This window comes from Micromonospora sp. ATA51 (assembly GCF_016802855.1).
In the GTDB taxonomy this organism is placed as follows: Bacteria; Actinomycetota; Actinomycetes; order Mycobacteriales; family Micromonosporaceae; genus Micromonospora; species Micromonospora sicca.
Genome location: NZ_JAEVHJ010000072.1, coordinates 1 through 24671 on the forward strand (window position 1 = coordinate 1; position 24671 = coordinate 24671).

Here is a 24671-nt window from a genome sequence, read left to right on the forward strand (position 1 = left end):
GCGCCTCGTGGGTGAATTCCACGATGTCGCCGGGCCCGTCGGGCAGCTCCCGCTGCACACCGTCGAGCGGCCCGCCGTGCAGATGCGCCAGTGAAGCCTATGCCCCGCGGGCTACCCGTGCGACCGCCGGCCATGCCCGACGCGGCGCGGTTTCGCCCACGCCGGCGCGACGGGGCCGCCGGAGCCCAGCCGTCGACAGTCATCTGTCTCTTCTTCGCCGGGTCGACACCCGCCCGGCGTCCGGGAGCACAATGATCCATCGGGATCAATCCATTCCGGACGCAGGAGCACACCACAATCAGCCGGAAGGACTTCTTGGGCAAGCTGCACCCGGCCGTGCCGGCCCGCCACCGAGGGATCGTCTGCGCTGCCGCCGGCGCGGGCCTGCGCTGGGGCGAGTGTGCTGGGTTGGCTTGGTCCTCGGTTGACCTCGATCGCGCCCTGCTACGCGTGGTCCAGGTCGCCGAGGAGACGCACGCCGGGATCTTGCTCCGTCCCTACCCGAAAAGTCGGGCCGGAGTACGGACGGTGCCGCTGCCTGGCTTCCTGGTATCCGCGCTGCGCCAGCTACGCACCGAGGCCGGGGATCCGGACCCGCAAACGCTGGTCTTCCGCGATCGGATCGGACGCCCGCTGCGCCGGTCGAACTTCCGCCGGCGGGTGTGGTTGCCCTCGCTGGTTCGCGCCGGGCTGCTCGGCCAGGTAGTCACCACCGGACCGCATCGCTACCGAGCCACCTGGCCGGACCGCGAAGGCGTGGAGTGGTCGACGGAGTTCACGACCGAGCGGGAAGCGGTCGCCTGTGTGGCGGCCAAGGCCGTCGGCGGAATGCGCTTCCACGACCTGCGGCACGCCTACGCGACATGGCTGGTCACCGACGACGTCCCGGTCAACCTGGTGCAGCGCGTCATGGGCCACGAGCAGGCGTCGACGACGCTGAATCGTTATACGCATACTCCGGCTGACTACGCCGCTCGGATCTTGGATGCCTTCACGCTGCCTGCTGACGATTTGCTGACTCCGGCGGCCGAGCCGTCCAGCGATGGCCTGGCCGACAGCGTGGGAGACGACCTGTGACCTGCGTCGGAGCGCTCAGCCAAAGAAGGGACGACCCCCGTCGGGGGGAGACGGGGGTCGTCGGAGGTTCGGCTCCGGGGGGGTCGAGCCGAACCCACTCAGCGGTCACGGGGGGTGCAACCGCCGAGGGCTTCCGGGGGACGAGACGTGAGCTCTCGTCGCGCACAAGCATGCCGCAATGGACCGGTATACGTCGAGTGGTCTGCGCTCCACCCACTGCCAATTCGTGTTCGGAGAGTGTGACCGTTATCACTCTCGGCAGAGGCGGGAGCGTCCGGACCGGCCCGGAGACCCCGCGCACCAGCCGACCGGGCACCATCGGGCTAGACTTTCGCGCCGTGGGCCGAAGTGCCGCTTTCTTCGATCTGGACAAGACCGTCATCGCCAAGTCGAGCGCCCTGGCGTTCGGTCGGCCGTTCTACCGGGACGGTCTGATCACCCGGCGAGACGTGGTCAAGTCGGCGTACGCGCAGCTGATGTTCCGGCTGGGCGGCACCGACGAGCAGACCATGGCCCGGACCCGGGACTACCTGGCCACGCTCTGCAAGGGCTGGCAGGTGGAACAGGTCCGCCAGATCGTCGCGGAGACGCTCCACGAGCTGATCAACCCGTACGTGTACGCCGAGGCGGCCGCCCTCATCGAGGAGCACCAGGCCGCCGGGCGGGACGTGGTGCTCGTCTCCGCCTCCGGCGAGGAGATGGTCCGCCCGATCGGCGCGCTGCTCGGGGTGACCGACGTGATCGCCACCCGGATGGCGGTCGAGGACGGCCGGTACAGCGGCAAGGTCGAGTTCTACGCGGCGGGCCCGAGCAAGGTCGACGCGGTCGGCGAGCTGGCCACCGCGCGCGGCTACGACCTGGCCGACTCGTACGCCTACTCCGACTCGTACAGCGATCGGCCGCTCCTGGAGTGCGTCGGGCATCCCACCGTGGTCAACCCCGACCGGGCGCTGCGCAGGCTGGCGGTGGAGAATTCCTGGCCGGTGCTGGAGTTCCGGCACCCCGTCCCGCTGGGCCGGCGGCTACGCGAGCGGCCCGCCGTGCCGGTTGCCGCGGCGGCCCTCGGCGTCGGCGTCGGGGTGGCCATCGGCATCGCCTGGTACGGCCGGCACCGCCGAGCCAAGATCGCCCCGGTCGCCTGACCGCCCCGCCCTTCAAGACGCCCCGACCGCACGGCATCGCCCCGCCCTCAAGACGCCGCCCGCCCGGCCGTTCGGCCTGGCCGGGGATCGGCGCCGTTTCCCGCATGTCGCTGCCTCCCGGTCGCCCGGGGCACCCACCTGCGACAAGTCGCGGAAACAGCGGCAGCGAGCGGCCGGCGGATCAGGTCGCGGCGAGGACCTCGTCGCCGATGAGTTCGATCTGGTCCGCGCCGATTTCGACCGCCGTCATGTAGTGGCGGAGCCAGGAGCGGAGGCCGTCCGGGGTGCCGGTGGCGAAGGCGCCGGCCGCGCCGACGTACTCCGGTTCCCGCTCCTGGTGGCCGACGTCCACGGCGAGCAGCCCGCGCGGGTCGAAGCCGGTGGAGAGCAGCACCAGCCGGGCGGCGGCCCGGGCCACCACCCCGGACGGCCCGGCGAAGGGGCGCAGGTTCAGCAGTTCGCCGTGCACGACGGCGGCCAGCACCAGCGGGGAGACCTTCGTGCCGCCGGCGACCAGGTCGGCCAGCCCGTCGAGGCGGGCCGCGACCACCGGGTCGGCCACCGGGCGGCCCAGCTCGGGCTCCGCCACGACGTCACGGGCGGCGAGGACGTGCAGTTTGGCGAGGACCTGGCGCGGCGCCTTCGGCCAGAGTTCGCTGAGTCCCGGGAGCGCGCCGGCGACCCGCAGCGCGCCCTGGAGCACGGGGTCGGTGACGGTGCCGGCCCGGACCGCCTCGCGCTCGTGCGTACGACCCTCGAGTGCGGCGCTGGCCACCGCGGACCGGAGGCTGACCTCGGCCGCGACCTGGCCGCCGTGCCGGCGCAGCGCGCGGTGGCGGTGTGCCTGGTCGACCCGGTCGCGGGCGCGCTCGACGGCGGGCGCGATGTCGGCGAGCCCGAGCAGCGGGCCGAGCGGATCGGTGGTCACCCCGCCACGTTAGCGAGCCCGCCTATCCCGCCGGGCGCCACCCGGCCGGAAGGCGACCGGGGCCACCCGGCGCGCAACGGGGGCCGCTGGGCGCGTCGGCGGTCACCAGGCTGTCGCGGGCGCGCCGCGGCACGACTAACCTCAGCCGGGTAGGAGACGCAGGTCACGCGACGAAGGAGTCACCGCATGAGCGAGGCATTGGCCAACTTGTTGAACGAGACGCGCCAGTTCCCGCCGCCGGCCGAGCTCGCCGCGAACGCCAACGTCACCGCCGAGGTGTACACCGAGCGGCCGAGGACCGGCTCGGCTTCTGGGCGCGCCAGGCCGGGCGGCTGGCCTGGTCGAAGCAGTGGGACCAGGTGCTCGACTGGTCGAACCAGCCGTTCGCGAAGTGGTTCGTCGGCGGGCAGCTCAACGTGGCGTACAACTGCCTGGACCGGCACGTGGAGGCCGGCCGGGGCGACAAGGTGGCGATCCACTGGGAGGGCGAGCCGGGTGACACCCGCACCCTCACGTACGCCGACCTGCACAGGCTGACCTGCCAGGCGGCGAACGCGCTGACCGACCTCGGCGTCACCGCCGGCGACCGGGTGGCGATCTACCTGCCGATGGTCCCGGAGGCGGCGGTCGCGATGCTGGCCTGCGCCCGGATCGGCGCGACGCACAGCGTGGTCTTCGGCGGCTTCTCCGCCGACGCGCTGACCAACCGGATCCAGGACGCCACCGCCAAGGTGGTGATCACCGCCGACGGCGGCTACCGGCGGGGTAAGCCGTCGGCGCTGAAGCCGACAGTGGACGAGGCGGTGGCGAACTGCCCGTCGGTGGAGCACGTGCTGGTGGTCCGGCGCACCGGTGAGGAGGTCGCCTGGTCGGCGAAGGACCACTGGTGGCACGAGACGGTGGAGACCGCCGCGCCGGAGCACACCGCGCAGCCGTTCGACGCCGAGCACCCGCTCTTCATCCTCTACACCAGCGGCACCACGGCCCGCCCGAAGGGCATCCTGCACACCACCGGCGGCTACCTCACCCAGACGTCGTACACCACGCACGCGGTCTTCGACCTGAAGCCGGAGACGGACGTCTACTGGTGCACCGCCGACATCGGCTGGGTGACCGGGCACTCCTACATCGTGTACGGCCCGCTCTCCAACGGCGCCACCCAGGTCATGTACGAGGGCACCCCGGACACCCCGCACAAGGGCCGGTTCTGGGAGATCGTCGACAAGTACCAGGTGACGATCCTCTACACCGCGCCGACGCTGATCCGCACCATGATGAAGTGGGGCGAGGACATTCCCGCCGGCTACGACCTCTCGTCGCTGCGGCTGCTCGGCAGCGTCGGCGAGCCGATCAACCCGGAGGCGTGGATCTGGTACCGCCAGCACGTCGGCCGGGGTGAGCTGCCGATTGTGGACACCTGGTGGCAGACCGAGACCGGCGCGATCATGATCTCCCCGCTGCCCGGCGTCACCGCGGCCAAGCCGGGCTCGGCGATGACCGCGCTGCCCGGCATCGTCGCCGACGTGGTGGATGACCAGGGCCAGTCGGTGCCGAACGGCGGCGGCGGGTACCTGGTGCTGCGCGAGCCGTGGCCGTCGATGCTGCGCACCATCTGGGGCGACGACAACCGGTTCATCGAGACCTACTGGAGCCGGTTCGAGGGCATGTACTTCGCCGGCGACGGGGCCAAGAAGGACGACGACGGGCACATCTGGCTGCTCGGCCGGGTCGACGACGTGATGCTGGTGTCCGGGCACAACATCTCCACCACCGAGGTGGAGTCGGCGCTGGTCAGCCACCCGTCGGTCGCGGAGGCGGCGGTGGTCGGCGCGACCGACCCGACCACCGGGCAGGCGATCGTCGCGTTCGCCATCCCGCGCGGCAGCACGGAGGTCTCCGGCGAGGCGGGCGAGCAGTTGATCGCCGACCTGCGCAACCACGTGGCGAAGACGCTCGGCCCGATCGCCAAGCCCCGGCAGATCATGCTGGTGCCGGAGCTGCCGAAGACCCGCTCCGGCAAGATCATGCGCCGGCTGCTGCGGGACGTGGCGGAGCACCGGTCGCTGGGCGACGTCACCACGCTCCAGGACTCCTCCGTGATGGAGCTGATCTCCTCGGGCATGCAGGGCGGCAAGGCCGAGGACTGATCCGGTACGGACGACGATGGGCGGGCCCCGCACGGGACCCGCCCACCGTCCTGTCCGGTACTACTTCGACACGGTGTCGATCTTCAGTCGCTGGTTGGCGGTGGACGCCATCGGCTGCTTCACCTCGACGACGACGTTGTACTCGCCGACCATCGGCACGTTCGTGAGGGCCTGGTAGACGCCTGGCTGCCCGGACACCTCGGCCATCACGATGGGCCCCTGCTTGTGTGCCAGCGGCATGGCCACCATGTCGGTGTACGCGACCACCTGGCCCTTGGTGATCGGGTCGTAGCTGCCCGGCGCGCTGACCTTCGCCTCGATCCGCACCTGCAGGTCACCCAGGTGCTCGCTGTTGATCGAGATGGCGGCCTGCGGGTCCTGCTGCTGGCCGCCGGGGGCGCGCCGGTCCGCCGCGGGCTCCGCGGCGGCCGGGATCGACCCCCGCGGACGGTGGTCAGGAATCCGACCACCCCGACCAGCAGGGCCGCCGTCATCCCGATGCAGATCCCCAGGATCATGCCCTGGCGGAACGGGCGCGGTCCTCGGTGCGGTTGCCGCCGCCCCGGCCGGCCCGCCTTCCGAGTCCGGACCGGCTTGCCAGCGGCCGCAGGACGGCCCAGCATCTCGTCCGGCAGTCGCAGCTTCTCCTTCAGCGCGGTCATGGTCGCCACCGCGCCGGCGTCGACAGATCGTTCTCCATGGTCAGACTCCCCCTCCGCCGCCGCAGTCCCCACACGGCGCGGAGATCGACGGCTTTGGTGTGGTGGTGGACGTCGGCGACGGGCTCGTCGTCGGCGACGGGCTGGTGGTGGGCGACGGGCTGGTGGTGGGCGACGTGGTCGGCGACGGGCCGGGGCTGGGCGCGAGCGGAGCACTGCCCGCCATCGGCTTGTCCGGTAGCGCGATGAGGGTGGGCTGGCCGGTCCCGTGCACCCGGAAGATCCCCCACTGGCCGCCGGTCAGGTGGCGGGCCAGGGTGCCGGAGCGGTACAGGTAGTCACCGGCCGCGGCCCGCCGGCCGCCGGCGCCGCCGGTGACCGCCGGGTCGAGGACGATCGGGTACGACACACCCGGGTTGAACTGCCCCTGCGCCGCCGCGAGCTGCGACTCGGGGTCGTTCGGCGCCCGTCGCCACAGATGGTCGTGCAGGGCGAAGCTGGTCGAACGCGGGTCACCGACCGCCTGTCCGACGTGGAACACCGTCTTGTCCCCGGCGTACGCCTGGAAGACCGGGGTCGACGGGTCCCCGTGCACGTACGAGCTGAAGATGTTGGTGACGTTCTGGTCGGTGGCGTACCGGTGCGCCCAGGGCTCGTTGCTGTAGTTGACGGAGAACTCGCCCTGGTCCTCGGCGTCGTCGGCTTCCCGACTCGGCGTTCTGACCAGGTCGAAGTTGTCCGGGACCGGCTGGTCGTCGGCCACGTTGGCGTTGGTGTTCTGGCGGAACAGCGCCAGGTCGCTGTTCATCAGGACGACGTTCTCCCGGTAGTCGGCCGACGTCGGGTGCGAGATCACCGCGCTCACCCCGCTGGTCAGCGGCGTGCCGTCGGCCGGGTTGAGGTAGCTGCTGCCCTGCGGTTCGATGACCAGCGCACCGTAGAGGCCGTGCGAGGCGTGGTGCATCGGGTCGGCCATGTCGCGCAGCATCGCCATGCCGGGGCCGTTGCTCAGCGACCAGCGGTAGGTGATCTGCTCGCCCGGCCCGACGGTCCGGTCGTAGAACCGGCCCCAGCCGTCCACGTTCTCGCCGACGTTCACGCCCGCCGAGTAGCTGTAGTGGTTGGTCAACTGGGGTCGGATCGACACCCGGTTGCTGACCGGCAGCGGCATGAAGCCCGGCACGTTGACCTCGTCCTTGGGCGGCTGGTCCAGACAGCCCGGGAAGCTCAGCGTGCTGGTCCGATAGCCGAGTTGTCCCGGTTCCACGCCTTCGAAGCAGCTCGCCGTCATCTTGGCGGGATCGACCCGGTTCTTGAGAGTGATCTCGACGCAGTCGCCGGCGTTGGCCCGGATGACCAGCGGCTCGTTCTTCACGGTGTTGTTCGTGTAGTCGGACTCCAGCGCGTACTGGAGGCCGTACGGGTCGTGGTCGCCGGCCTTGTTGTAGGTGATGTCCCGGTTGATCGCAACGATGCTGAAGCTCTTCACCGGCTGGCTGGTCAGGCAGGGCGTGCCGGGTGGCTGGGAGCGGCCGTCTCCCGGCTTCGGCGGGTTGTCCCACTCGCCGACGCAGTCGATGCCGGCGGTCGGGTTGTCGGGCAGCGGGTACATGTTGGGCACCCTGGGTGGCGGCCCGTCCGGGCCGGGGGCGATGTACGGGCCGTCGTACTGGCACCGCATGACCCGGAGGTAGCCCCAGGCGCCGAGGTACATGTCGTCGGAGCCGCCGAGATAGTAGAGCTCGTCCCGGTCGACCGGGGTGCCGTATTTCTTACCCTCCTTGATCGCCTTCACGTTCATCTCGAAGTACTCGAGGATTCCGATGTGCTGGGCACTCACCCTGTTGGATTCGGGGTCCTTGGGTTCGAGGTCCCAGGACGCGTCGAGGTTGATCCCGTGCGACTCCTCCTGCGAGAGCTGGAATATTCGCCATTTGATCTTGTCGCCGGGGAACGCCATCGGCATCGGGGTCGCCGGGAGACGGTTGCTGTCGCCGGTGGTGAAGACCCGGGAGGGGTCCATGTCCTTGCGGGCCTCCATGGGCTCCAACGCGTAGTTGATCCCCATGACGCCCTGGTCGTCGTTGCTGGACGGGAACTTCGCCGGGTGGATCGGCACCCCGTTGGCGGTGACGAACTGGTCGTCGTTGCTGGTGCTGGGGTCCGCGGGTTTGAACATCGGCACGTGGTCCTCGATGAAGAGGGACACGTTGCGGTAGTCCTGGCCCGAGGTGGTGGCGCCGGTGTAGTCGACGACCCCCTGGGTGCAGTGCACCGAGACCATCGTGCCGATCGCCACCGGCTCGTTCGTCTTCGTGTCGCGGAAGACGCAGCCGGCGTCGTGGATGGTGCCCCCACCGAACAGTCCGGCGTCCTGGTGCACGTTGGCATAGAAGTGGTCGTGGAACGAGTTCGTGGACGTGTTCTCGTGCACGAAGTCGCGGTATGTGATGGTCTGCCCGTTGAGGTTCGGGCCGCCGTCCGCGCCCTGGTCGTAGTTCCAACCGTTCGCGGCGCCGTCGGAGGAGAGTACGTCGAACTGCACCATGTGCTGGTGGAGCCCGACCTCATTGGTGGTCTGGAGCCGGTCAAAGGTGGTGCCGCCGTAGGTCAACGGCAGCTTGTTGGTCAGCTTGTAGATGACGCAGTCACCCACGTTCAGCAGGGGTGAGAACGGCTCGGGTTTCTTCCCGGCCAGCACCGCGTCCCGGTCCGTGTTCAACACGTACACCCGGGACTGCGGATTTCGCCAGTTGACTTTGTCGTTGTACGTCTGACTCAGCTGGATCGCCGAGATCTCGAAGGTCTTCTCGGGGCGGCCGGCGGGGCAGGGGTCCTGGAAGAAGCCGCCCGGCTTCTGGGCGCCGGGGTCGGCGGCGGCCTTCTCTAGCGGGGTGGGCGGGAAGACGCCGGTCGCGGACCGGTCCGCGACCCCGAGCGGGGGCTTCGGCGCCTTGTACCCGAAGACGCCCGGCACGAAGTGCGGGAAGCCGGGCGTGGTCGTCGCGACCGGGCTCGGCGGTGGGTTCACCCCGTCCGTCGCCGGCTGGTAGTCGAAGTCGGCGAGCGGCTCCAGCTCAGGGATGGGGCTGCCGTCCGGGTTCTTCCGGCTGCCGTCCTCGAGCTTGTCCAGGGTGCGGTTCAACCCCCACATGCCGCTGGCGAAGTGCGGATAGAGGTGGCAGTGGAAGATGATGTCACCGAAGGTGGCCATCTTGTCCTTGTGGGACGAGCCGGCGCCACCCTGGACCACCAGGTCGTAGCTGGTACCCGGGGAGACCGACTGGACGTCCAGGATGTTGGTCTTCCGGGTGACGTGGTTGGGGCTGCTGATGGCGTCGAGCCCGCCCTCGTCCTGCGGGTCGTACGCCCAGCGGTTGACGTGCCAGTGGAAGGTGTGCGTCTCGAACTCGGCGGGGTGCAGCAGCCGGACCTGGGCCGGCTCGCCCCGGTAGTTGGGGAAGACCAGGTCACCGCCGCCCGGGTCGCCGTAGATCCAGGACGAAAGCGAGGTCTCCTCGCCGACGCACTCGTTCGCCTGATAGCGCTGGCCCGCCACCGTGGCCGCGGGGCAGCCGATCTCCTCCCGGTTGAAGGTGGGTTCGGCCCGATAGTTGAACGCGAACCATTCGAGCTTGACCGGCACCTGCTCGTGGTACTGGACGATGGCGTCCGCGTCCCCGCCACCGAGCCCGGGCAAGGTGTCCTTGGTCAGTGTCGCCGTCTGGGCCGAGGTCGGCGCGATGCACTCGGAGCCGGTCTTGTCCTCGGAGCCACCCCGGCAGTACCGGGTCAGGATCCCTGGCTCGGCCTCCACCTCGTCGTGCATGAACAGCACGTGCTCGCGGAAGTCCTTGTTGTTTGGTCGCTTGATGATGGCCCGGGTGCCGGACGGATCGACTCGCCGGTGCGCGAGTCGACCCAGGTGGCGTCGCTCGGCTCCACCACGATGGCGCCGAACGCGCCGAATGAGTGCGAGCCGATGAACCGGACGTTCCCGTTGGCGTCCGTCGGCCGGGTCTGCTGCGAGGTGAAGTCCGCCCCGTCCTTGAACTGGTACTCCCCCTCGGCCTGGGCGTGCAGCTTGTAGGTGATCGTCGCTCCGGGCGCCGCGGTCGAGTCCGGGTTCCTGCCGACGGCCGTGCCGTCGGCGGTCTGGACGTCGTAGTCGAGGCCGTCGAAGTGCATGGAGGCGTTCGGCGCCGTGGTCGGATCGAAGTCGATCTTCGGGGCGGAGAGCGCCGGCGCGAACTCCCGCGGGTCGAGGGTCGACGACCCCGGCGCCTTCTTGATCTCCCCGGGCAGCGGGTAGATCGCCGCGTCCCGCACCGTACGGTCCAGGGTTGGGGCCTCCTCGTTCAGCCGGTTGGTGAAGTTGACCGTCACGCAGTCGCCCTTGTTGACCCGGACGGTGAGCGGCTCGATCAGGTCGCTGACGTTCGCCTTGGACGGGTCGGCGGCACTGGCGAAGTTCTGCCGGACCGTGGCGATGTTCGAGTCGAGGATGTACATCCGGCCCTCGGGGACGACGTCCCCGAACCGGTTGAGGAAGATCGGCAGGTTGATCAGCGAGACGTCGAAGGTCTTCGTCGGCGCTCCGCTGACGCAGGGATTCCCCGGTGTTCCGGCGGGCGGTGGCAGCGACGCCGCGGTGGCCTGGCTGACCATCCACATGGCGCCGCCGGCGAGGGCGATCCAGAGACCCGCACCCGCGGCCAGGGCGAGCCGGACCGGCCAGGTCGAGCGTCGGCGCGCGCCCACCAGGACGAAGGCGGCGAACGCCAGGATCAGTAGTAGGGGTGTGACATCGGCAGGTGTTGCGACCACATGGCCTCCCCGATATTGGGCCACGGGGAGCCGCGCCCTCGACACCGGGCCGAGGACGGCGGGAGCTATCGCGCGGCAGAACCCCCGTGGCCCGCTGCGATGGTCGATCAATCCTCACCGATGCATCTTTCATTTGTCAACGTCGCTATAACTTTCGGTCTGCATCGGATCACTTTGCGCTCCGCCGTCGGATAGTCGGCGTCCGGCCGAGCCGTCGCGGCCGACCGCACGTAACAGCACCTGCGCGTGACGGCGCTCGGCTGTCACACGTCGGTCGGTCGGTGGAGCAGGTACGGGCTGAACGGCCAGAGGCGCTGGCTGCCCCCTGTCGGACGGCTCCGCTCTCATTTAGGTTGACCCGCACCGGCTCGGTTTCGACGTACGCCTCTGCGACGTGCACCGATCGGTTCTCTCCCTCCCCATGCCCGAGAAACGGAGCGGCATGAACACATCACCGCAATCTGGGTCGCGCCGGCGCCTACTCGTCGCGCTACCCGCCATCGCCCTCGCCGCCGCGTCACTGACCGTGACGGGCAGCGCGGCCGCCCAGGAGTCCGGTCCCGTCCGCGCCACGGTCGGAGCGGACGACTACTACATCAACTACGCCGAGCCCGCAGTGCAGCCGGACACCAGCGGCAAGGAGGTCAAGGGGGCGGGCGGTGTCTACGCCCCGGCCCTCGACAAGGCGAAGGCGTACGACCGCAAGTACGCCGGGGGCAACCCGGTGGCGGCGCGGGAGCTGGCGAAGCTCGAGGCCAAGGCGATCAAGACCGGGCAGAACCCGCGTCAGATCAAGGGAGCCAACGGCACCCAGACCGCCAAGTTGCTGACCCTGCTGGTGGAGTTCAACGACCAGGCGAACGACGACTTCACCGACGTGATGGTCCCCAAGACGGTCTTCGAGGACCGGAGCTGCGTCCTCGGCACCGTGCAGAACGGACCGAAGCACAACGGCATCCCGGACCCGGCCACCCTGCCGCACGAGGACAACAACTCCATGTGGGTGCCGGACTTCTCGCCCGAGCACTTCGACAAGATGCTCTACACCAAGGAGGGCATCACCGAGCGGGTCCGCAAGGATCTGACGGGGCCGGACGGCCAGCCGGGGGTCAGCCTCGCCGGCCGGACCATGCACAACATGTACCTGGAGATGTCCAAGGGCGCGTACACGGTCGACGGGCAGGCCAGCCCGTGGATCACCGTGCCGCACTCGGAGGCCTGGTACGCCGCGTCCCGCTGCTTCAAGAACGACAAGGGCGAGTGGGTCGCCGGGGCGATGCAGTCGATGAACGGCCACCCGGACAACCCGCTCGGCGCGGGCCGGCTGGCCACCGACGCGGTCGACGCGCTGGCCAAGATGGACCCGAGCTTCCCGTGGGCCGACTACGACATCGAGGACCAGGGCGACGTCGACGGCGACGGCAACGTCAACGAGCCGGACGGCGTGATCGACCACCTGGTGCTGGTGCACGCCGGCATGGGCAAGTCCCGCGGCGGCGGCGACCAGGGCGTCTACGCGGTCTGGGCGCACTCGTCGGCGGTGGCCGGCGGCTACAGCATCCCGGGCACGCAGCTGAAGGTCTCGAACTACATCGTGCAGCCGGAGGACGCCGGGGTCGGCGTCTTCGCCCACGAGTTCGGCCACGACCTCGGCCTGCCGGACCTCTACGACACCTCCGGCACCCCCGGCTCCGACTCGGACGTCGACTTCTGGGACCTGATGGCGTCCGGCTCGCACACCGGTGAGATCTTCCAGGCGCTGCCCACCCACATGGGCCTGTGGGACAAGTGGTGCTCGGCTGGGCCGACCCGCTGACCGTCACGCCGGGTTCCGTCCCGCGTGACGTGCAGCTCGGCCAGACCTCGAACACCCCGGTCGGCACCAAGGACGGCATCAAGGTCAACCTGCCGAACAAGGTGATCACCCTGGCCACCCCGCACAGCGGCGCCAACATGTGGTACGGCGGCGCCGACCAGGACTGGGCCGACGTGAAGCTGACCCGCCAGGTCAGCGTGCCGGCGGCGGCCGACGCGAAGTTCTGGATGTGGAACAACTACGTCATCGAGCAGGACTGGGACTACGGCTTCGTCGAGGTCTCGACCGACGGCGGGACCACCTGGTCCGAGCAGAAGATCTACGACGCCGCCGGCAACCTGGTCTCCACCGACGACGGCTACGCCGACCCGAACGGCCGGATGGGCGACTACGGCGGCAAGAAGTACGGCCTGACCGGTGACAGCCACGGCTGGCGTCACGACTACGTCGACCTGTCGGCGTACGCCGGCAAGACCGTGCAGCTGCGGCTGCGGCAGGCCACCGACGCCGGGTTCCTGGAGCGGGGCTGGTTCGCCGATGACTTCTCGGTCACCGGCGGCGGCGCCACCACCTGGAGCGACGACGTCGAGGGCGGCGCGAACGGTTGGACCCAGACCGGTGGCAGCTGGGCCGGCACCAGCGGCGCGGGTTGGCACGTCGACTCGGGCACCCAGGTCAAGGCGCACTACTACCTGGCCGAGTGGCGCAACTTCGACGGCTTCGACAAGGGCCTGAAGTACGCCTACGACACCGTCTACTCGCACGAGGCCTGGAAGGTCGACCGGATCTCGTACAACGCCCCGGGCATGCTGGTCTGGTACCGGGACACCGCGCTCGGCAACGTCAACCACGTGAGCGCGCAGCTCACCGCCCTGCCGAGCTACGGCGCCAAGGGCGGCCTGCTGATCGTCGACTCGCACAACCGGCCGCTGCGCCGGGCGGGTGAGGCGGCCGTCAAGGACGAGTCGACGCTCGACAACCTGCCCAGCCGTCCGCAGTCCTCGAACGCGGCCTTCTCGCTCACCTCGACGTACCCCTTCCAGGAGTGCCTCGAGGCGACGGCCGAGCCGTACAGCGAGTACTGCACCAGCTTCGGCGCTCAGGCGCCGGTGGCCGGATTCAGCGACGCGAAGGGCTGGTACCCGGGGCTCGAGGTTCGCAGCGGGCGGCTCTTCGCCCGGGACAGCGACGCCTCGGTGGTCATCCCGTCGCGGGACGGCGTGCCGTACACCACCCGGATCACCAACCCGGACGGCACCCCGGCGACCGGCCTCTACGGCACCGACCTCGGGTTCACCGTGCTGGGTTCGGGCAACCCGGGTGACGCCAATGCGGCCTACGGCGTCACGATCACCATTCTGAAGACCGCGAAGGACAACTCGTACGCCACGGTGCACGTCACCCCGGCCACGAACTGATCCCGCGCGACGACCGATGAGGGGCCCGTCGGAGCTTCGGCTTCCGGCGGGCCCCTCGCCCGTTCCGCCCATCCGGATGGCCGGGCGGCGGAACCGGCCGGCGAGATATTGACAGCGACCGAACCCCGCTGTGACGATCTGAATGCTGTTCGTGACGGTGGCGTTTGTGCAGGCGACGGGGCGTTCGCCGACCCGATCCGGCACCGGCGCGGCGGCACCTGCCGCTACCCGGCGGCCACGGGGGACGGGGGACGAGGGTGTTTGCTGGGCTGCTCTCCGACGATGCCGGACGACTGTACGAGCTCCTGGTGGCGGAGACCAGCCCGCCGAGCGGCCCACCCGAGGCGTGCGAGACACCGGCCCTGGCGGAGCTGCTGCGGCACGCGCTGGTGTTCCGGACCCCGACGGGGCGCCTGCGCGCCGTGCCACCGGCCGCCGCCCTCCGCCGCCTGCTGCTCGCCCGGCAGCGGGAGCTGGCCGAGGCGAACCGGGAGCTGGCCGACCGGTACGCCGAGCTGGACCGGCTGGAACGTGACCTGCCCCGGCCGGGGTGGACGCCGGGCATCGGCGAGGTGGAACTGCTGCGCGGCGGCGACGAGATCGTCGGCCGCCTGCACGAGCTGGTGAGTGGGACCCGGCACGACTGCCGGCACGTCCGCGGGCAGCAGCTCGCCGACGGCCCGCCCGGCTGGCCCGCCCAGGTGCGGGGCGGCGCCGCGCGGGTCCGGGTGATCTGCACGCCCGAGACCCTGGCGCGGACGGCGGTCCCGCACCGCCCGGGGACCTGCCGGTTGCTGCCGCGACTGCCGGTCCAACTGACGGTGGTCGACGGGGTTGCCCTGGTCGGTCTCGGGTCGACGGCCGGGGAGGCGTTGCTGGTCCGGACCCCGGCGGTGGTCGAGGCCCTGGTCGACTACTTCGAGCTGCTCTGGCGGCGGGCGGTACCGCTGGAGCCACCGGCGTCCGTGCCCCCGGGCGGCCCGAGCAGCGATCAGCTCCGGGTACTCCGGCTCGCCGCCGCCGGACTGAAGGACGAGGCGATCGCCCGCAGCCTCGGGCGAAGCACCCGCTGGGTCCGGCGGCACATGGAGTCGTTGGAGGAGCGGTTGGGTGCCACCAACCGACTGACCCTCGGCATCGCCGCCGCCCGCAACGGCCTGGTCTGACCGACAAGTGCAGCTTGCGTCTGCAGCTTGCGGCCAGGCTGGCCACTTCGCCCTCCCGGCGGCCACCGGCCGCCGCGACAGTGGACGCACTCCGGCCCGCCAGCGCGGCGGACCCGGGGACGAGGGATCTACGCGGGAGGGCCGGGTTGAGAACGCTGTCCAGAATTCGGAGATGGGAAGTCGCCGCGGTCGCGGCACTCTCGGTGACCGTCCCGGTGATCGTCACGCCGACCCCGGCGTCGGCGATCGCCACCAGCTTCGACCACATCCTCTACTGGAACGACGTGCTGCTGAAGGCGTACCGGCAGACGGGTGGGCCGCCCACCGTCCTGTCCCGGGCCGGCGCGATGCTGCACATCGCCCTCTACGACACGCACACCGCGATCAACAACATCGGGGCGCCCTACCTCACCGACGCGGTGTACCGGGAGCCGGGAGCGACCTTCGATTTGAAGGCCAACCTCGACGTCGCCGCCTACAACCTGTTGCAGCTGCAACTCTTCCCGAACATCGATTTCTCCGCGGACTTCCAGAAGGCGCGGCTGGACGCGCCGAACTACGAGCCCGGACCGGGCGGCTTCAGCACCAGCATCGCCGAGTCGGTGGTCGACAACCTGCGGCTGAACCGGGCGAACGACGGATCGACGAACAACACCCCCTACACCCCGAGCACCGAGCCCGGCCAGTGGCGGCCGACCGACGGCGCCCCGGCCGCCTCGCCGAACTGGGGTCTGGTGAAGCCGTTCGCGCTCACCTCCGGAGCGCAGTTCCGTCCCGCCCCTCCTGGTGGGAACAGCACCCCGGCGAGCCTGCTGGCCAGCCACGATTACGCCGTGCAGGTCAACGAGGTCAAGTCGCTGGGCGCGTCCAACTCGACCACCCGGACGGCGACGCAGACCCAGATCGCCTACTTCTGGGCGAACGACCTGGACGGCACGTACAAGCCGCCGGGCCAGCTGTTCAAACTGACCCAGACCGTCGCCAAGCAGCGCGGGCTGAGCCAGGCGGCGAACGCGAAGCTCTTCGCTCTGGTCGGCATGGCGATGGCGGACGCGGCGATCACCGCCTGGGACGCGAAGTACCAGACCGCCATCGACCTGTGGCGGCCGGTCAGCGCGATCCGGGAGGCCGGCACCGACAACAACGCGGAGACAGCGGCGGACGCTAGTTGGCAGCCGCTCTCCAACAACGCCGGAGTGCCCTTCTCGCCGAACTTCCCGGCGTACGTCTCCGGTCACGCCACCTTCGGCGGGGCCTGGGCCGGCGTCATGCGGCGCTACTTCGGCACGGACAACGTCACCTACACCGCGACCACGGAGGATCCGCACGCGGTCGGCGTCACCCGCACCTTCAGCACCTTCACCGCCGCGGCAGTGGAGAACGCCCGCAGCCGGGTCTACCTCGGCGTGCACTACCAGTGGGACGGGGACAACGGCGTGGCGGCCGGTGACTCGGTCGCCGGACACGTCTACGCCAGCTATCTGCGCTGACCGGCACACGGCGGGGCCCGGCTGGAGCACACTGCTCCGGGCGGGCCCCGTCTCTTCTTACGCCGCCCGACGTCGAGTCAACTTTGGTGTGACACATTTCGACCCCCCAGCGCTCCGCTACGGGGCCTCATAATTCCGATCACGCTACGCGATCGTGGCCAAAACGTAATGTGAGCCGTCGCCAAATCCGTCCGCCTTTTGGTCCGGATTCGCCCGCAAAAGGTGCGCACCCCTTTGAGTAATTGCCCCGTGACAACGATGCAAACCCGTGTCATTGTGAGTGACGCATGACATGACAGTGATGGCCTTGGCTGCCTCTGTCATGTAACAGATCCACAAAGGAGGAGGACCTTTGAGGAGACTAGTCACAGCGGGCCTGGCTTCGGCTGCGGCCGCGCTGCTGGCAGCCGGTGTCGTCACGGCACCGGCGTCCGCCGTCCCGGCGGCGGAAGGCACCCCCGGCGTCGACCAGGCCAAGCAGCGCCCGGACAACCTCCCCAATCCCATCGCGGATCAGCAGCGGGAGGTTCGGAAGCAGGCCATCGCCGACCTGCTCCAGGGCAAGGCCAAGCTTCAGACGCGCAACGGCTCGAAGGTCATCCAGGTCAAGGACGACCTGTTCGTCGAGTACCAGCAGGCCCCGAAGGTGGACCCCATCTTCACCATGCTGGTCAACTTCGGCGACCAGGTCCACCCGACGACCGGCGGGACACCCGGCCCGGTGGTCAACCAGATCCCCGAGCCGGACCGCAACTGGGACGGCAATGCCACCGACGACAACAGCACCATGTGGCGCCCGGACTTCCACCGGGAGCACTACATGGACCTGTTCTACGGCGAGGGCGAGTCGTTCCGGGACTTCTATCTGAAGCAGTCGGGCGGACGGTACACCGTTGGCGGCGACGTCAGCGACTGGGTCACCGTGCCGTACAACGAGGCCCGGTACGGCAGCAACAAGATCTCCGACGCCGCCGGTACCTGGCCCTTCATCAAGGACAGCGCCACGTCCTGGTACGAGGCCCAGGTCAAGGCCGGCAAGACGCCGGCGCAGATCAAGGACTACCTCAAGCAGTTCGACATCTGGGACCGGTACGACTTCGACGAGGACGGCAACTTCAACGAGCCCGACGGCTACATCGACCACTTCCAGGCGGTGCACGCCGGTGAGGGCGAGGAGGCCGGCGGCGGCACCCAGGGCGAGGACGCCATCTGGTCGCACCGCTGGTACGCCTACTTCACCGACAAGGGCAAGACCGGCCCGGCCAGCAACCTCAAGGGTGGTGTGCAGATCGGCGACACCGGCCTCTGGATCGGTGACTACACCACCGAGCCGGAGAACGGTGGGCTGGGCGTCTTCGCCCACGAGTACGGTCACGACCTCGGTCTGCCGGACCTGTACGACACCGCGGGTGGCGACAACGGCGTCGGCTTCTGGAGCCTGATGTCCTCGGGTTCGTGGCTGGGCCACGGCACCGACGACATCGGTTCGACCCCGGGCTACATGGACCCGTGGTCGAAGCTCTTCCTGGGCTGGCTGAACCACACGGTCGTCGACGAGAACAGCGGCGCCACCCAGGTGACGCTCGGCCCGGCCGGCGACAGCGACGGGCCGAAGGCCCAGGCGGTCGTGGTCAACCTGCCCACTCAGACGCAGACGACGAACTACAACACCCCGTTCGCCGGCTCGTACGAGTGGTGGGGCGGCAGCGCGGACGACCTGGAGAGCAGGCTGACCCGCACCCTGGACCTGACCGGCGCGACGACCGCGTCGATCACCTCCAAGCTGCAGTACGACATCGAAGAGGACTACGACTACCTCTTCGCCGAGGTGTCCACCGACGGTGGCGCCAGCTGGAAGGAGCTCACCAACTCCTTGCACGACACCCTCGAGGACGGCAGCATCCAGGCCGGCATCGACGGCTCCAGCAACGGTGCCTGGGTCGACTCGACCTACGACCTGTCCGCGTACGCCGGGCAGACCGTCAAGTTCCGTTACCGCTACGCCACCGACGGCGGCGTGCACTACGCCGGCGCGTTCCTGGACAACATCTCGCTGACCAAGGACGGCGCCGTCGCGTGGACCGACGACGCGGAGACCCTCGCCTCGGAGTGGACCGTGAAGGGTTGGAACCGGATCACCGGCTCGGTGACCGGCATCTACCCCCGCTTCTACATCGCCGAGAACCGGACCTTCTTCGGGTACGACGACACCCTGCGGACCGGTCCGTACAACTACGGGTTCCTCAACAGCCGCCCGAACTGGGTGGAGCACCTCTCGAACCAGCCCGGCATGCTGGTCTGGTACGTCAACTACGCGTACGGCGACAACAACACGTCGGCGCACCCGGGCTACGGCCTCAACCTCCCGGTTGACGTCCGTCCGGACAAGATCAACGTCGGCGGCCAGGGCACCATCACCAACCGGCGCAACGGCTACGACGCGGCGTTCAGCCTGTACGCCAAGCCGGCCCAGACCTTCCACCTGAACGGCGTGGCGGTCACGGTCCCGGCGCTCGACCCGCAGCCGATCTTCAGTGACAAGGGCATCGGCAAGTACTGGAACTCGGGCAACCCGTGGAACTCGGTGAAGGTGGCCGGCAGCGGCACCACCATCGAGATCCTGAAGCAGGGCACCACCCCGACCAGCGACATGGTCGTCAAGGTCACCAACTGATCGGGTAGCAAGTCCGGAGGGGCCGGTGGCGGCGACGCCATCGGCCCCTTCCGCGTATCCACCGGCGTGAGGGTGTGACGGGCCGAAGCATTCCCAACAAAAAGTTGCTACAAATCGACGAACTTGTCTTCCCACCCATCACGGGAATGTCTATCTTCACCATTGGTCCCACTCGTGGGACCAATTCACCGGCCCGTACCCCCGTTGGGCCGGTTCCCTCACACCGGAGGTACCACGTGCGCAAAGTCGCAGTGGGTCTGCTCGGGCTATCGCTGACGGCGACGGGACTGGTGGTTGGCACGACCGCCAGCGCGGCGCCCACGCCCAAGTTGCCGGCGGCCGCTCCGTCGGTCGGCGAGCCCGCCCAGGTCGACCACGATCTGCCCAACCCGCTCGAGGAGAAGCGGCGGGCGCTGCGCCAGGAGGGTCTCAGCGAGGTCCTCTCCGGCAAGGCCAAGGCACAGAAGATCAACGGCAGCACGGTAGTCAAGGTCGGCCGGAGCGCGGCCGGCGCGGCCGGCGCGGTCGGCGCCGACGCGCGCGCCGCTCGCGCCGGCAACGGCCAGAAGGACCAGTACGTCGAGCTGCAGCGCGAGAAGTCGGACCGGATCTTCGTGATCCTGGCCGAGTTCGGCACCGAGCGGCACCCGTCCTACCCGGACAAGGACATCGACCCGGACACCCCCGGGCCGACCCGGTTCGACGGTCCGCTGCACAACCAGATCCCGGCCCCCAACCGGGCCGTGGACAACTCCACCGTCTGGCAGTCGAACTACGGCGCGGAGCACTTCCGCCAGTTGTACTTCGGCAACAAGCCGGGCGACGAGTCGCTGAAGCAGTACTACGAGGCCCAGTCCTCCGGCCGGTACCCGGTCGACGGCGAGGTCACCGACTGGGTCAGGGTCAGGTACAACGAGGCCCGCTACGGCCGGTCGAACGACCCGGTTCCGGACCCGGACCCGAACGACCCGCCGAACCCGGACGACGACCCGGCGGTCTGCCAGGACACCACCTGCCCGAACACCTGGGCGCTGGTGCGGGACGCCGCCAACCAGTGGGTCGCCGACCAGGAGGCCAAGGGCCGCACCGACGCCGAGATCGCGGCCGACGTGAAGTCCTTCGACCAGTGGGACCGGTACGACGTCGACGGCGACGGCAACTTCAACGAGCCGGACGGCTACATCGACCACTTCCAGATCGTCCACTCAGGCGGCGACCAGGCCGACGGTGACCCGCTGCAGGGTGAGGACGCCATCTGGAGCCACCGCTGGTACGCATACGGCACGGACATCGGCGAGACCGGTCCGGCCAACGCGCCCCTCGGCGGCACCGAGATCGGCGACACCGGCATCTGGATCGGCGACTACACGGTGCAGCCGGAGAACGGCGGCCGGAGCGTCTTCTACCACGAGTACGGCCACGACCTGGGCCTGCCGGACGACTACAACACCGGCGCCGCCGGCGACAACAGCCAGGAGCACTGGACCCTGATGGCCCAGAGCCGGGTCAGCGCCAAGAACGACGCCGGCATCGGCGAGCGTGGCGCGGACCTGGGCGCCTGGAACAAGCTGCAGCTCGGCTGGCTGGACTACGAGACCGTGGTCCCGGCCAAGCAGGACCCGCAGACAATCGACCTGGGCCCGGAGGAGTACAACTCCAAGAAGCCCCAGGCCGCGGTGGTGGTGCTCCCGAAGCGGACCTACACCTTCAACAACGGCAAGCCGGCCGAGGGCGCCAGGCAGTACTTCTCCGGCAACGACGACAACCTCAACACCACGATGACCCGGACGTTCGACCTCACCGGGAAGTCCAGCGCGTCGCTGTCGATGAAGGCCCGCTACAACATCGAGAACAACTACGACTACATGTACTTCGAGGCCTCGCTGGACGGCGGCAAGAGCTGGTCGGCCCTGCCGTTCAAGATCAACGGCACGCCGACCACCAGCAACGGCCGCAACGCCCTCACCGGTGACAGCGACACCAACGGTGACGACGAGCCGGACTGGGTCGACCTCACCGTCCCGATGGACGTGGCCGCGGGCAAGGTCGTGCAGTTCCGCTACCACTACATCACCGACGGCGGCGTGTCGGCCGGCGGGTTCTACGGTGACGCGATCACCGTGACCGCCGACGGGCAGACCGTCCTCTCCGACGGCGCCGAGGCCGGCGCGGGCGACTGGGCCCTCAACGGCTTCAGCATCGTCGAGGAGACCTACACCCGCGACTTCGCCAACTACTACATCGCGGGCAACCGGTCGTACGTCTCGTACGACCAGTACCTGAAGACCGGTCCGTACTACTTCGGCTACGCCAACACCCGACCGGACTACGTCGACCACTACGCGTACCAGACGGGTCTGCTGATCACGTACTGGAACCTCCGGTACGCGGACAACAACACCATGCCGTACGACAAGAAGCTCAACCCCGGCGGTCACCCGGGTGAGGGTCGCAACCTGAACATCGACTCCCGCCCGAAGCCGCTGTACAACCTGACCGGCAACCCCTGGCGGGCCCGCGTGCAGATCTACGACGCGCCGTTCAGCCTCAAGAAGGCCGACTCGTTCACCCTCCACGTGAACAGCGAGCCGCAGCACATCCGCGGCCAGGCCGCTGCCCCGCTGTTCGACGACAGCAAGCAGTACTGGTACCCGGAGCTGCCGAACCACGGCGTGAAGGTCCCGGTCAACGGGGTCAAGATCCAGGTTCTCAAGCAGAACGGCACCTCGATGCGGATCCGCATCTCCTGATCGAGGTTCCACCAGCACCACACGATGCCCGGGCGGGTCACCGCCCGGGCATCGCCCGTTCCGATGCGGATCGTCACCGCCTGACGCCACCGCCGGCCCGTAACGGGTGCCCGGCCGCTGACCGACGGGTCGGGCCGGCCCCGCGATGCCGGGACCCTAGGCTGTGGCACATGACCGAGCAGCGTGGCGGACCCGTCGACGAGTCCTGCGTCCTGCCCGAGGGGCCGTGGACGCACCGGTTCGTCGGCGCCAACGGCAGCCGCTTCCACGTCGTCGAGGCCGGCACCGGCCCGATGGTGCTCTTCCTGCACGGCTTCCCCGAGTACTGGCTGGCCTGGCGGGACCTGCTGCCCGCCGTGGCCGACGCGGGGTTCCGGGCGGTCGCGGTCGACCTGCGCGGTTACGGTGCGAGCGACAAGCCACCCCGGGGGTACGACGGGTACACCCTCGCCGCCGACGTGGCCGGGCTGATCCGGGCGCTGGGCGAGCGGTCGGCCACCCTGGTCGGCGCCGGGGCCGGTGGCCTGATCGGCTGGACGGCCGCCTCGTTCCACCCCACCCTGATCCGACGGCTGGTGGTGCTCGCCGCCCCGCACCCGCTCCGGTTGCGCGCCGCGATCTTCGCCGACCCGCGCGGCCAGTTCGCCGCCGCCACCCCGGCGCTGAAATTCCAGCTCCCCCGCTACGAACACGTGCTCACCCGGGACGACGCCGCCGAGGTCGAGACGATACTGCGCCGCTGGGGCGGGCCACAGTGGGTGGCCGGCCCGGACTTCGAGGCGTACGCCCGCTGCTGCCGCGAGGCGATGCAGATCCCGCAGGCCGCCTTCTGCGCGCTGGAGGGCTACCGCTGGGCGTTCCGGTCGGTGCTCCGGCTGCACGGCTACCGGTTCGTCCGGCTGATGCAGAAGCCGCTGGTCACGCCGACCCTGCAACTGCACGGCGCGCTCGACACCGCCTCCCTGCCGCGCACCGCGCAGGGCTCCGGCCGGTACGTCACCGCCCCGTACGAGTGGCGGCTGCTCGACGGGGTCGGCCACTTCCCGCACATGGAGGCGAAGGACCTGGTGCTCGGCGAGATCCTGCGCTGGACGAAGTCCTGACTCAAACCCGCTGCTCGCGCAGGTCGGTCACCTCGTTCGCCGGCGCCCAGCCCTGGTAGACGCCGAAGTCGAAGGCCTCCAGCCCCATCGCCTCAGCCACCGGCCAGCGTCCGCCGGTGTACTCCACCCGCAGCCAGCCGTCGTGCTGGGCCAGCACGATGAACGGCTGCCCCTGCCAGGTGCAGGTGGTCCGCACGTACGCCAGGTCGTCGACCTCGGCGGCCGGCACCACCCGGCGGTACCGGCCGGGGCGTACCTCCTCGAAGCCCTCACCCGGTTCCGGCTGGTAGAGCCGGACGTCGTCGCCGTCCGGGCTGGCCTGGTACTCGCGGCCCTGCCAGCGGGCCACGTAGCCGTCGCGGCTCACGGCTCGCCGACCCGCCGCCACAGCAGCGCGTCGGCGTCCAGGGTGGCGACCATCCGCTCGGTGCCGTTCACGGCGATCCGCCAGAGCTGCGCGCCGTGCGGCAGGCGCGCGCTGTCCACCTTGAACTCCGCGACCACGTCGCTGCTCTCCCCCGGGGCGAACCCGTTGCCCCGGAACGGCGCACGTTCGATCACCCAGCCCTCCATCGCCCGCATCGCGGGCTCGTTCTGGCCGCCGTACGGGATGCGGTAGAGGCTCGGCCGGTACGCCGGCCAGCGGAGCACGTAGATCTCCTCGGCGTCCCGGGAGAACGGCGAGCCCGGGTGGCCGAGACCGAGCGCGTCGTACAGCTGCGCCGGGGTGGTCAGGTGGGCCAGCTCGTTGGCCCGGTGCACGAAGCCGGAGACCCGGTCGTAGCCCCGCTCCAGGTAGTAGGCGAGCTGACTCGCGGCGACCGCCTTCTGCATGGTCACCGGGCGGGTGGGGTCGTGCGCCACCGGGGCGTACCGGGTCGGGGTGACCGGCGCCGGCTCGACGGCGGCCTGCTCCGGCTCGCTGTCCGGGTCGTCGCCGAGCCCCACCTCGGCGGCCCAGTTGGCCAGCCCGAGGACCTGCTCGCCCGGGTACTTCGCCCCGACCGGGGTCCCGGGGTTGACCGCGAACGACCAGCTCTCGTCGGGCCACCTGCGGATGAGCTGGACGAACTTGACCCGTACCGTCTCGACCGGCCCGTCGGCACGGTCCACCAGCCGCTCCGGCGAGGTGTAGACCACCACGTACGTCTCGCCGTCCAGCTCCTCGGTCCGCCAGACGAAGCCCGGGTCCCCCGGCCGGCTGCCCGGTGCCGAGTCCGGCGCGGCGGGCAGCAGCACCCGGGCCAGCAGCAGGGTGGAGAGGAACGTGTCCGTGCTGCCGCTGCCGGCGGCCGCGAGCAGGTCCTCCTCGACGACGTTCGCCGGCACGAAATCGACCGGCGCCGGCTCCTCGGGGCGGGGCGTGCCGGCCGCGCGACCGGCCCCGGTCGCCGACTCGGCCGGTGCCCTGCTGGGGGCGGCGGGCGGCGTGCTCGACCCCGCCGGCGGGGTGCCGGGCCCGGGCCGAGCCGGG

General features: G+C 70.0%; 15 protein-coding genes and 1 pseudogene. 10 read left to right on the forward strand and 6 right to left on the reverse strand.

Annotated elements, in window-relative coordinates:
• Window positions 1-315 precede the first annotated feature (315 nt).
• Together JNW87_RS14030 and JNW87_RS14035 are read left to right on the forward strand one after the other, a co-directional pair.
• On the forward strand, window positions 316-1077 hold the full coding sequence (locus JNW87_RS14030; RefSeq protein ID WP_236647301.1) for a site-specific integrase: 762 nt from the start codon (window positions 316-318) through the stop codon (window positions 1075-1077).
• 338 nt (window positions 1078-1415) lie between these two features.
• Entirely contained in the window at window positions 1416-2219 is an 804-nt protein-coding gene (locus JNW87_RS14035) for an HAD family phosphatase (RefSeq protein WP_109800007.1), read from the forward strand.
• A gap of 181 nt (window positions 2220-2400) precedes the next feature.
• Here the strand turns inward: JNW87_RS14035 and JNW87_RS14040 are convergent, their stop codons facing one another.
• Window positions 2401-3147, reverse strand: a complete 747-nt coding sequence (locus JNW87_RS14040) for an oxidoreductase (RefSeq protein WP_109800008.1) — start codon at window positions 3145-3147, stop codon at window positions 2401-2403.
• Window positions 3148-3333: 186 nt separating this feature from the next.
• Between JNW87_RS14040 and acs the strand changes: the two are divergent.
• A pseudogene (gene acs / locus JNW87_RS14045) lies at window positions 3334-5294 on the forward strand (acetate--CoA ligase).
• A 60-nt stretch (window positions 5295-5354) separates the two neighbouring features.
• On the opposite strand, the gene JNW87_RS14050 reads toward acs, so the two are convergent.
• The 3 genes from JNW87_RS14050 to JNW87_RS14060 form a co-directional block, all read right to left on the reverse strand.
• Window positions 5355-5621, reverse strand: coding sequence for a FixH family protein (locus JNW87_RS14050; RefSeq protein WP_238453819.1), 267 nt, complete (start codon window positions 5619-5621; stop codon window positions 5355-5357).
• A 375-nt stretch (window positions 5622-5996) separates the two neighbouring features.
• The gene (locus tag JNW87_RS14055) at window positions 5997-9791 is read right to left on the reverse strand and encodes a hypothetical protein (protein WP_238453820.1); all 3795 of its coding nucleotides are present in this window, start codon (window positions 9789-9791) and stop codon (window positions 5997-5999) included.
• Window positions 9746-10780 carry a hypothetical protein gene (locus JNW87_RS14060; protein WP_238453821.1) on the reverse strand — a complete coding sequence of 345 codons (1035 nt, stop codon included), beginning with the start codon at window positions 10778-10780 and terminating at the stop codon, window positions 9746-9748. The genes JNW87_RS14055 and JNW87_RS14060 overlap by 46 nt, the downstream gene beginning before the upstream one ends.
• A 442-nt stretch (window positions 10781-11222) precedes the next feature.
• Here JNW87_RS14060 and JNW87_RS39500 point away from each other — a divergent pair, with 442 nt between their 5' ends.
• The 7 genes from JNW87_RS39500 to JNW87_RS14090 all read left to right on the forward strand — a co-directional run bounded on the left by JNW87_RS39500 (window position 11223) and on the right by JNW87_RS14090 (window position 23197).
• On the forward strand, window positions 11223-12596 hold the full coding sequence (locus JNW87_RS39500; protein WP_255420254.1) for an immune inhibitor A domain-containing protein: 1374 nt from the start codon (window positions 11223-11225) through the stop codon (window positions 12594-12596).
• Complete coding sequence (locus JNW87_RS39505) at window positions 12560-14014, forward strand: immune inhibitor A domain-containing protein (protein WP_255420253.1); 1455 nt, start codon at window positions 12560-12562, stop codon at window positions 14012-14014. The genes JNW87_RS39500 and JNW87_RS39505 overlap by 37 nt, the downstream gene beginning before the upstream one ends.
• A 308-nt stretch (window positions 14015-14322) precedes the next feature.
• Complete coding sequence (locus JNW87_RS40645; RefSeq protein WP_161558002.1) at window positions 14323-15180, forward strand: LuxR family transcriptional regulator; 858 nt, start codon at window positions 14323-14325, stop codon at window positions 15178-15180.
• A gap of 203 nt (window positions 15181-15383) precedes the next feature.
• Complete coding sequence (locus JNW87_RS40650; protein WP_201749995.1) at window positions 15384-16670, forward strand: vanadium-dependent haloperoxidase; 1287 nt, start codon at window positions 15384-15386, stop codon at window positions 16668-16670.
• A 352-nt stretch (window positions 16671-17022) separates the two neighbouring features.
• Entirely contained in the window at window positions 17023-19344 is a 2322-nt protein-coding gene (locus JNW87_RS14080) for an immune inhibitor A domain-containing protein (RefSeq protein WP_201749994.1), read from the forward strand.
• A gap of 251 nt (window positions 19345-19595) precedes the next feature.
• Window positions 19596-22094 carry an immune inhibitor A domain-containing protein gene (locus JNW87_RS14085; protein ID WP_109805455.1) on the forward strand — a complete coding sequence of 833 codons (2499 nt, stop codon included), beginning with the start codon at window positions 19596-19598 and terminating at the stop codon, window positions 22092-22094.
• Window positions 22095-22264: 170 nt separating this feature from the next.
• Entirely contained in the window at window positions 22265-23197 is a 933-nt protein-coding gene (locus tag JNW87_RS14090; protein ID WP_109805454.1) for an alpha/beta fold hydrolase, read from the forward strand.
• A 1-nt stretch (window position 23198) separates the two neighbouring features.
• Here JNW87_RS14090 and JNW87_RS14095 read toward each other — a convergent pair whose 3' ends face one another.
• Together JNW87_RS14095 and JNW87_RS14100 are read right to left on the reverse strand one after the other, a co-directional pair.
• On the reverse strand, window positions 23199-23564 hold the full coding sequence (locus JNW87_RS14095; protein WP_109805460.1) for a hypothetical protein: 366 nt from the start codon (window positions 23562-23564) through the stop codon (window positions 23199-23201).
• Window positions 23561-24671, reverse strand: a 1111-nt coding sequence (locus JNW87_RS14100) for an SseB family protein (protein ID WP_238453822.1), incomplete at its 5' end; no start/stop codon positions are given. The genes JNW87_RS14100 and JNW87_RS14095, both read right to left, overlap by 4 nt.

Coding starts and splice junctions, on each gene's coding strand:
- JNW87_RS14090 (WP_109805454.1), top strand. CDS start 22,265: ATGACCGAGCAGCGTGGCGGACCCGTCGACGAGTCCTGCGTCCTGCCC.
- JNW87_RS39500 (WP_255420254.1), top strand. CDS start 11,223: ATGAACACATCACCGCAATCTGGGTCGCGCCGGCGCCTACTCGTCGCG.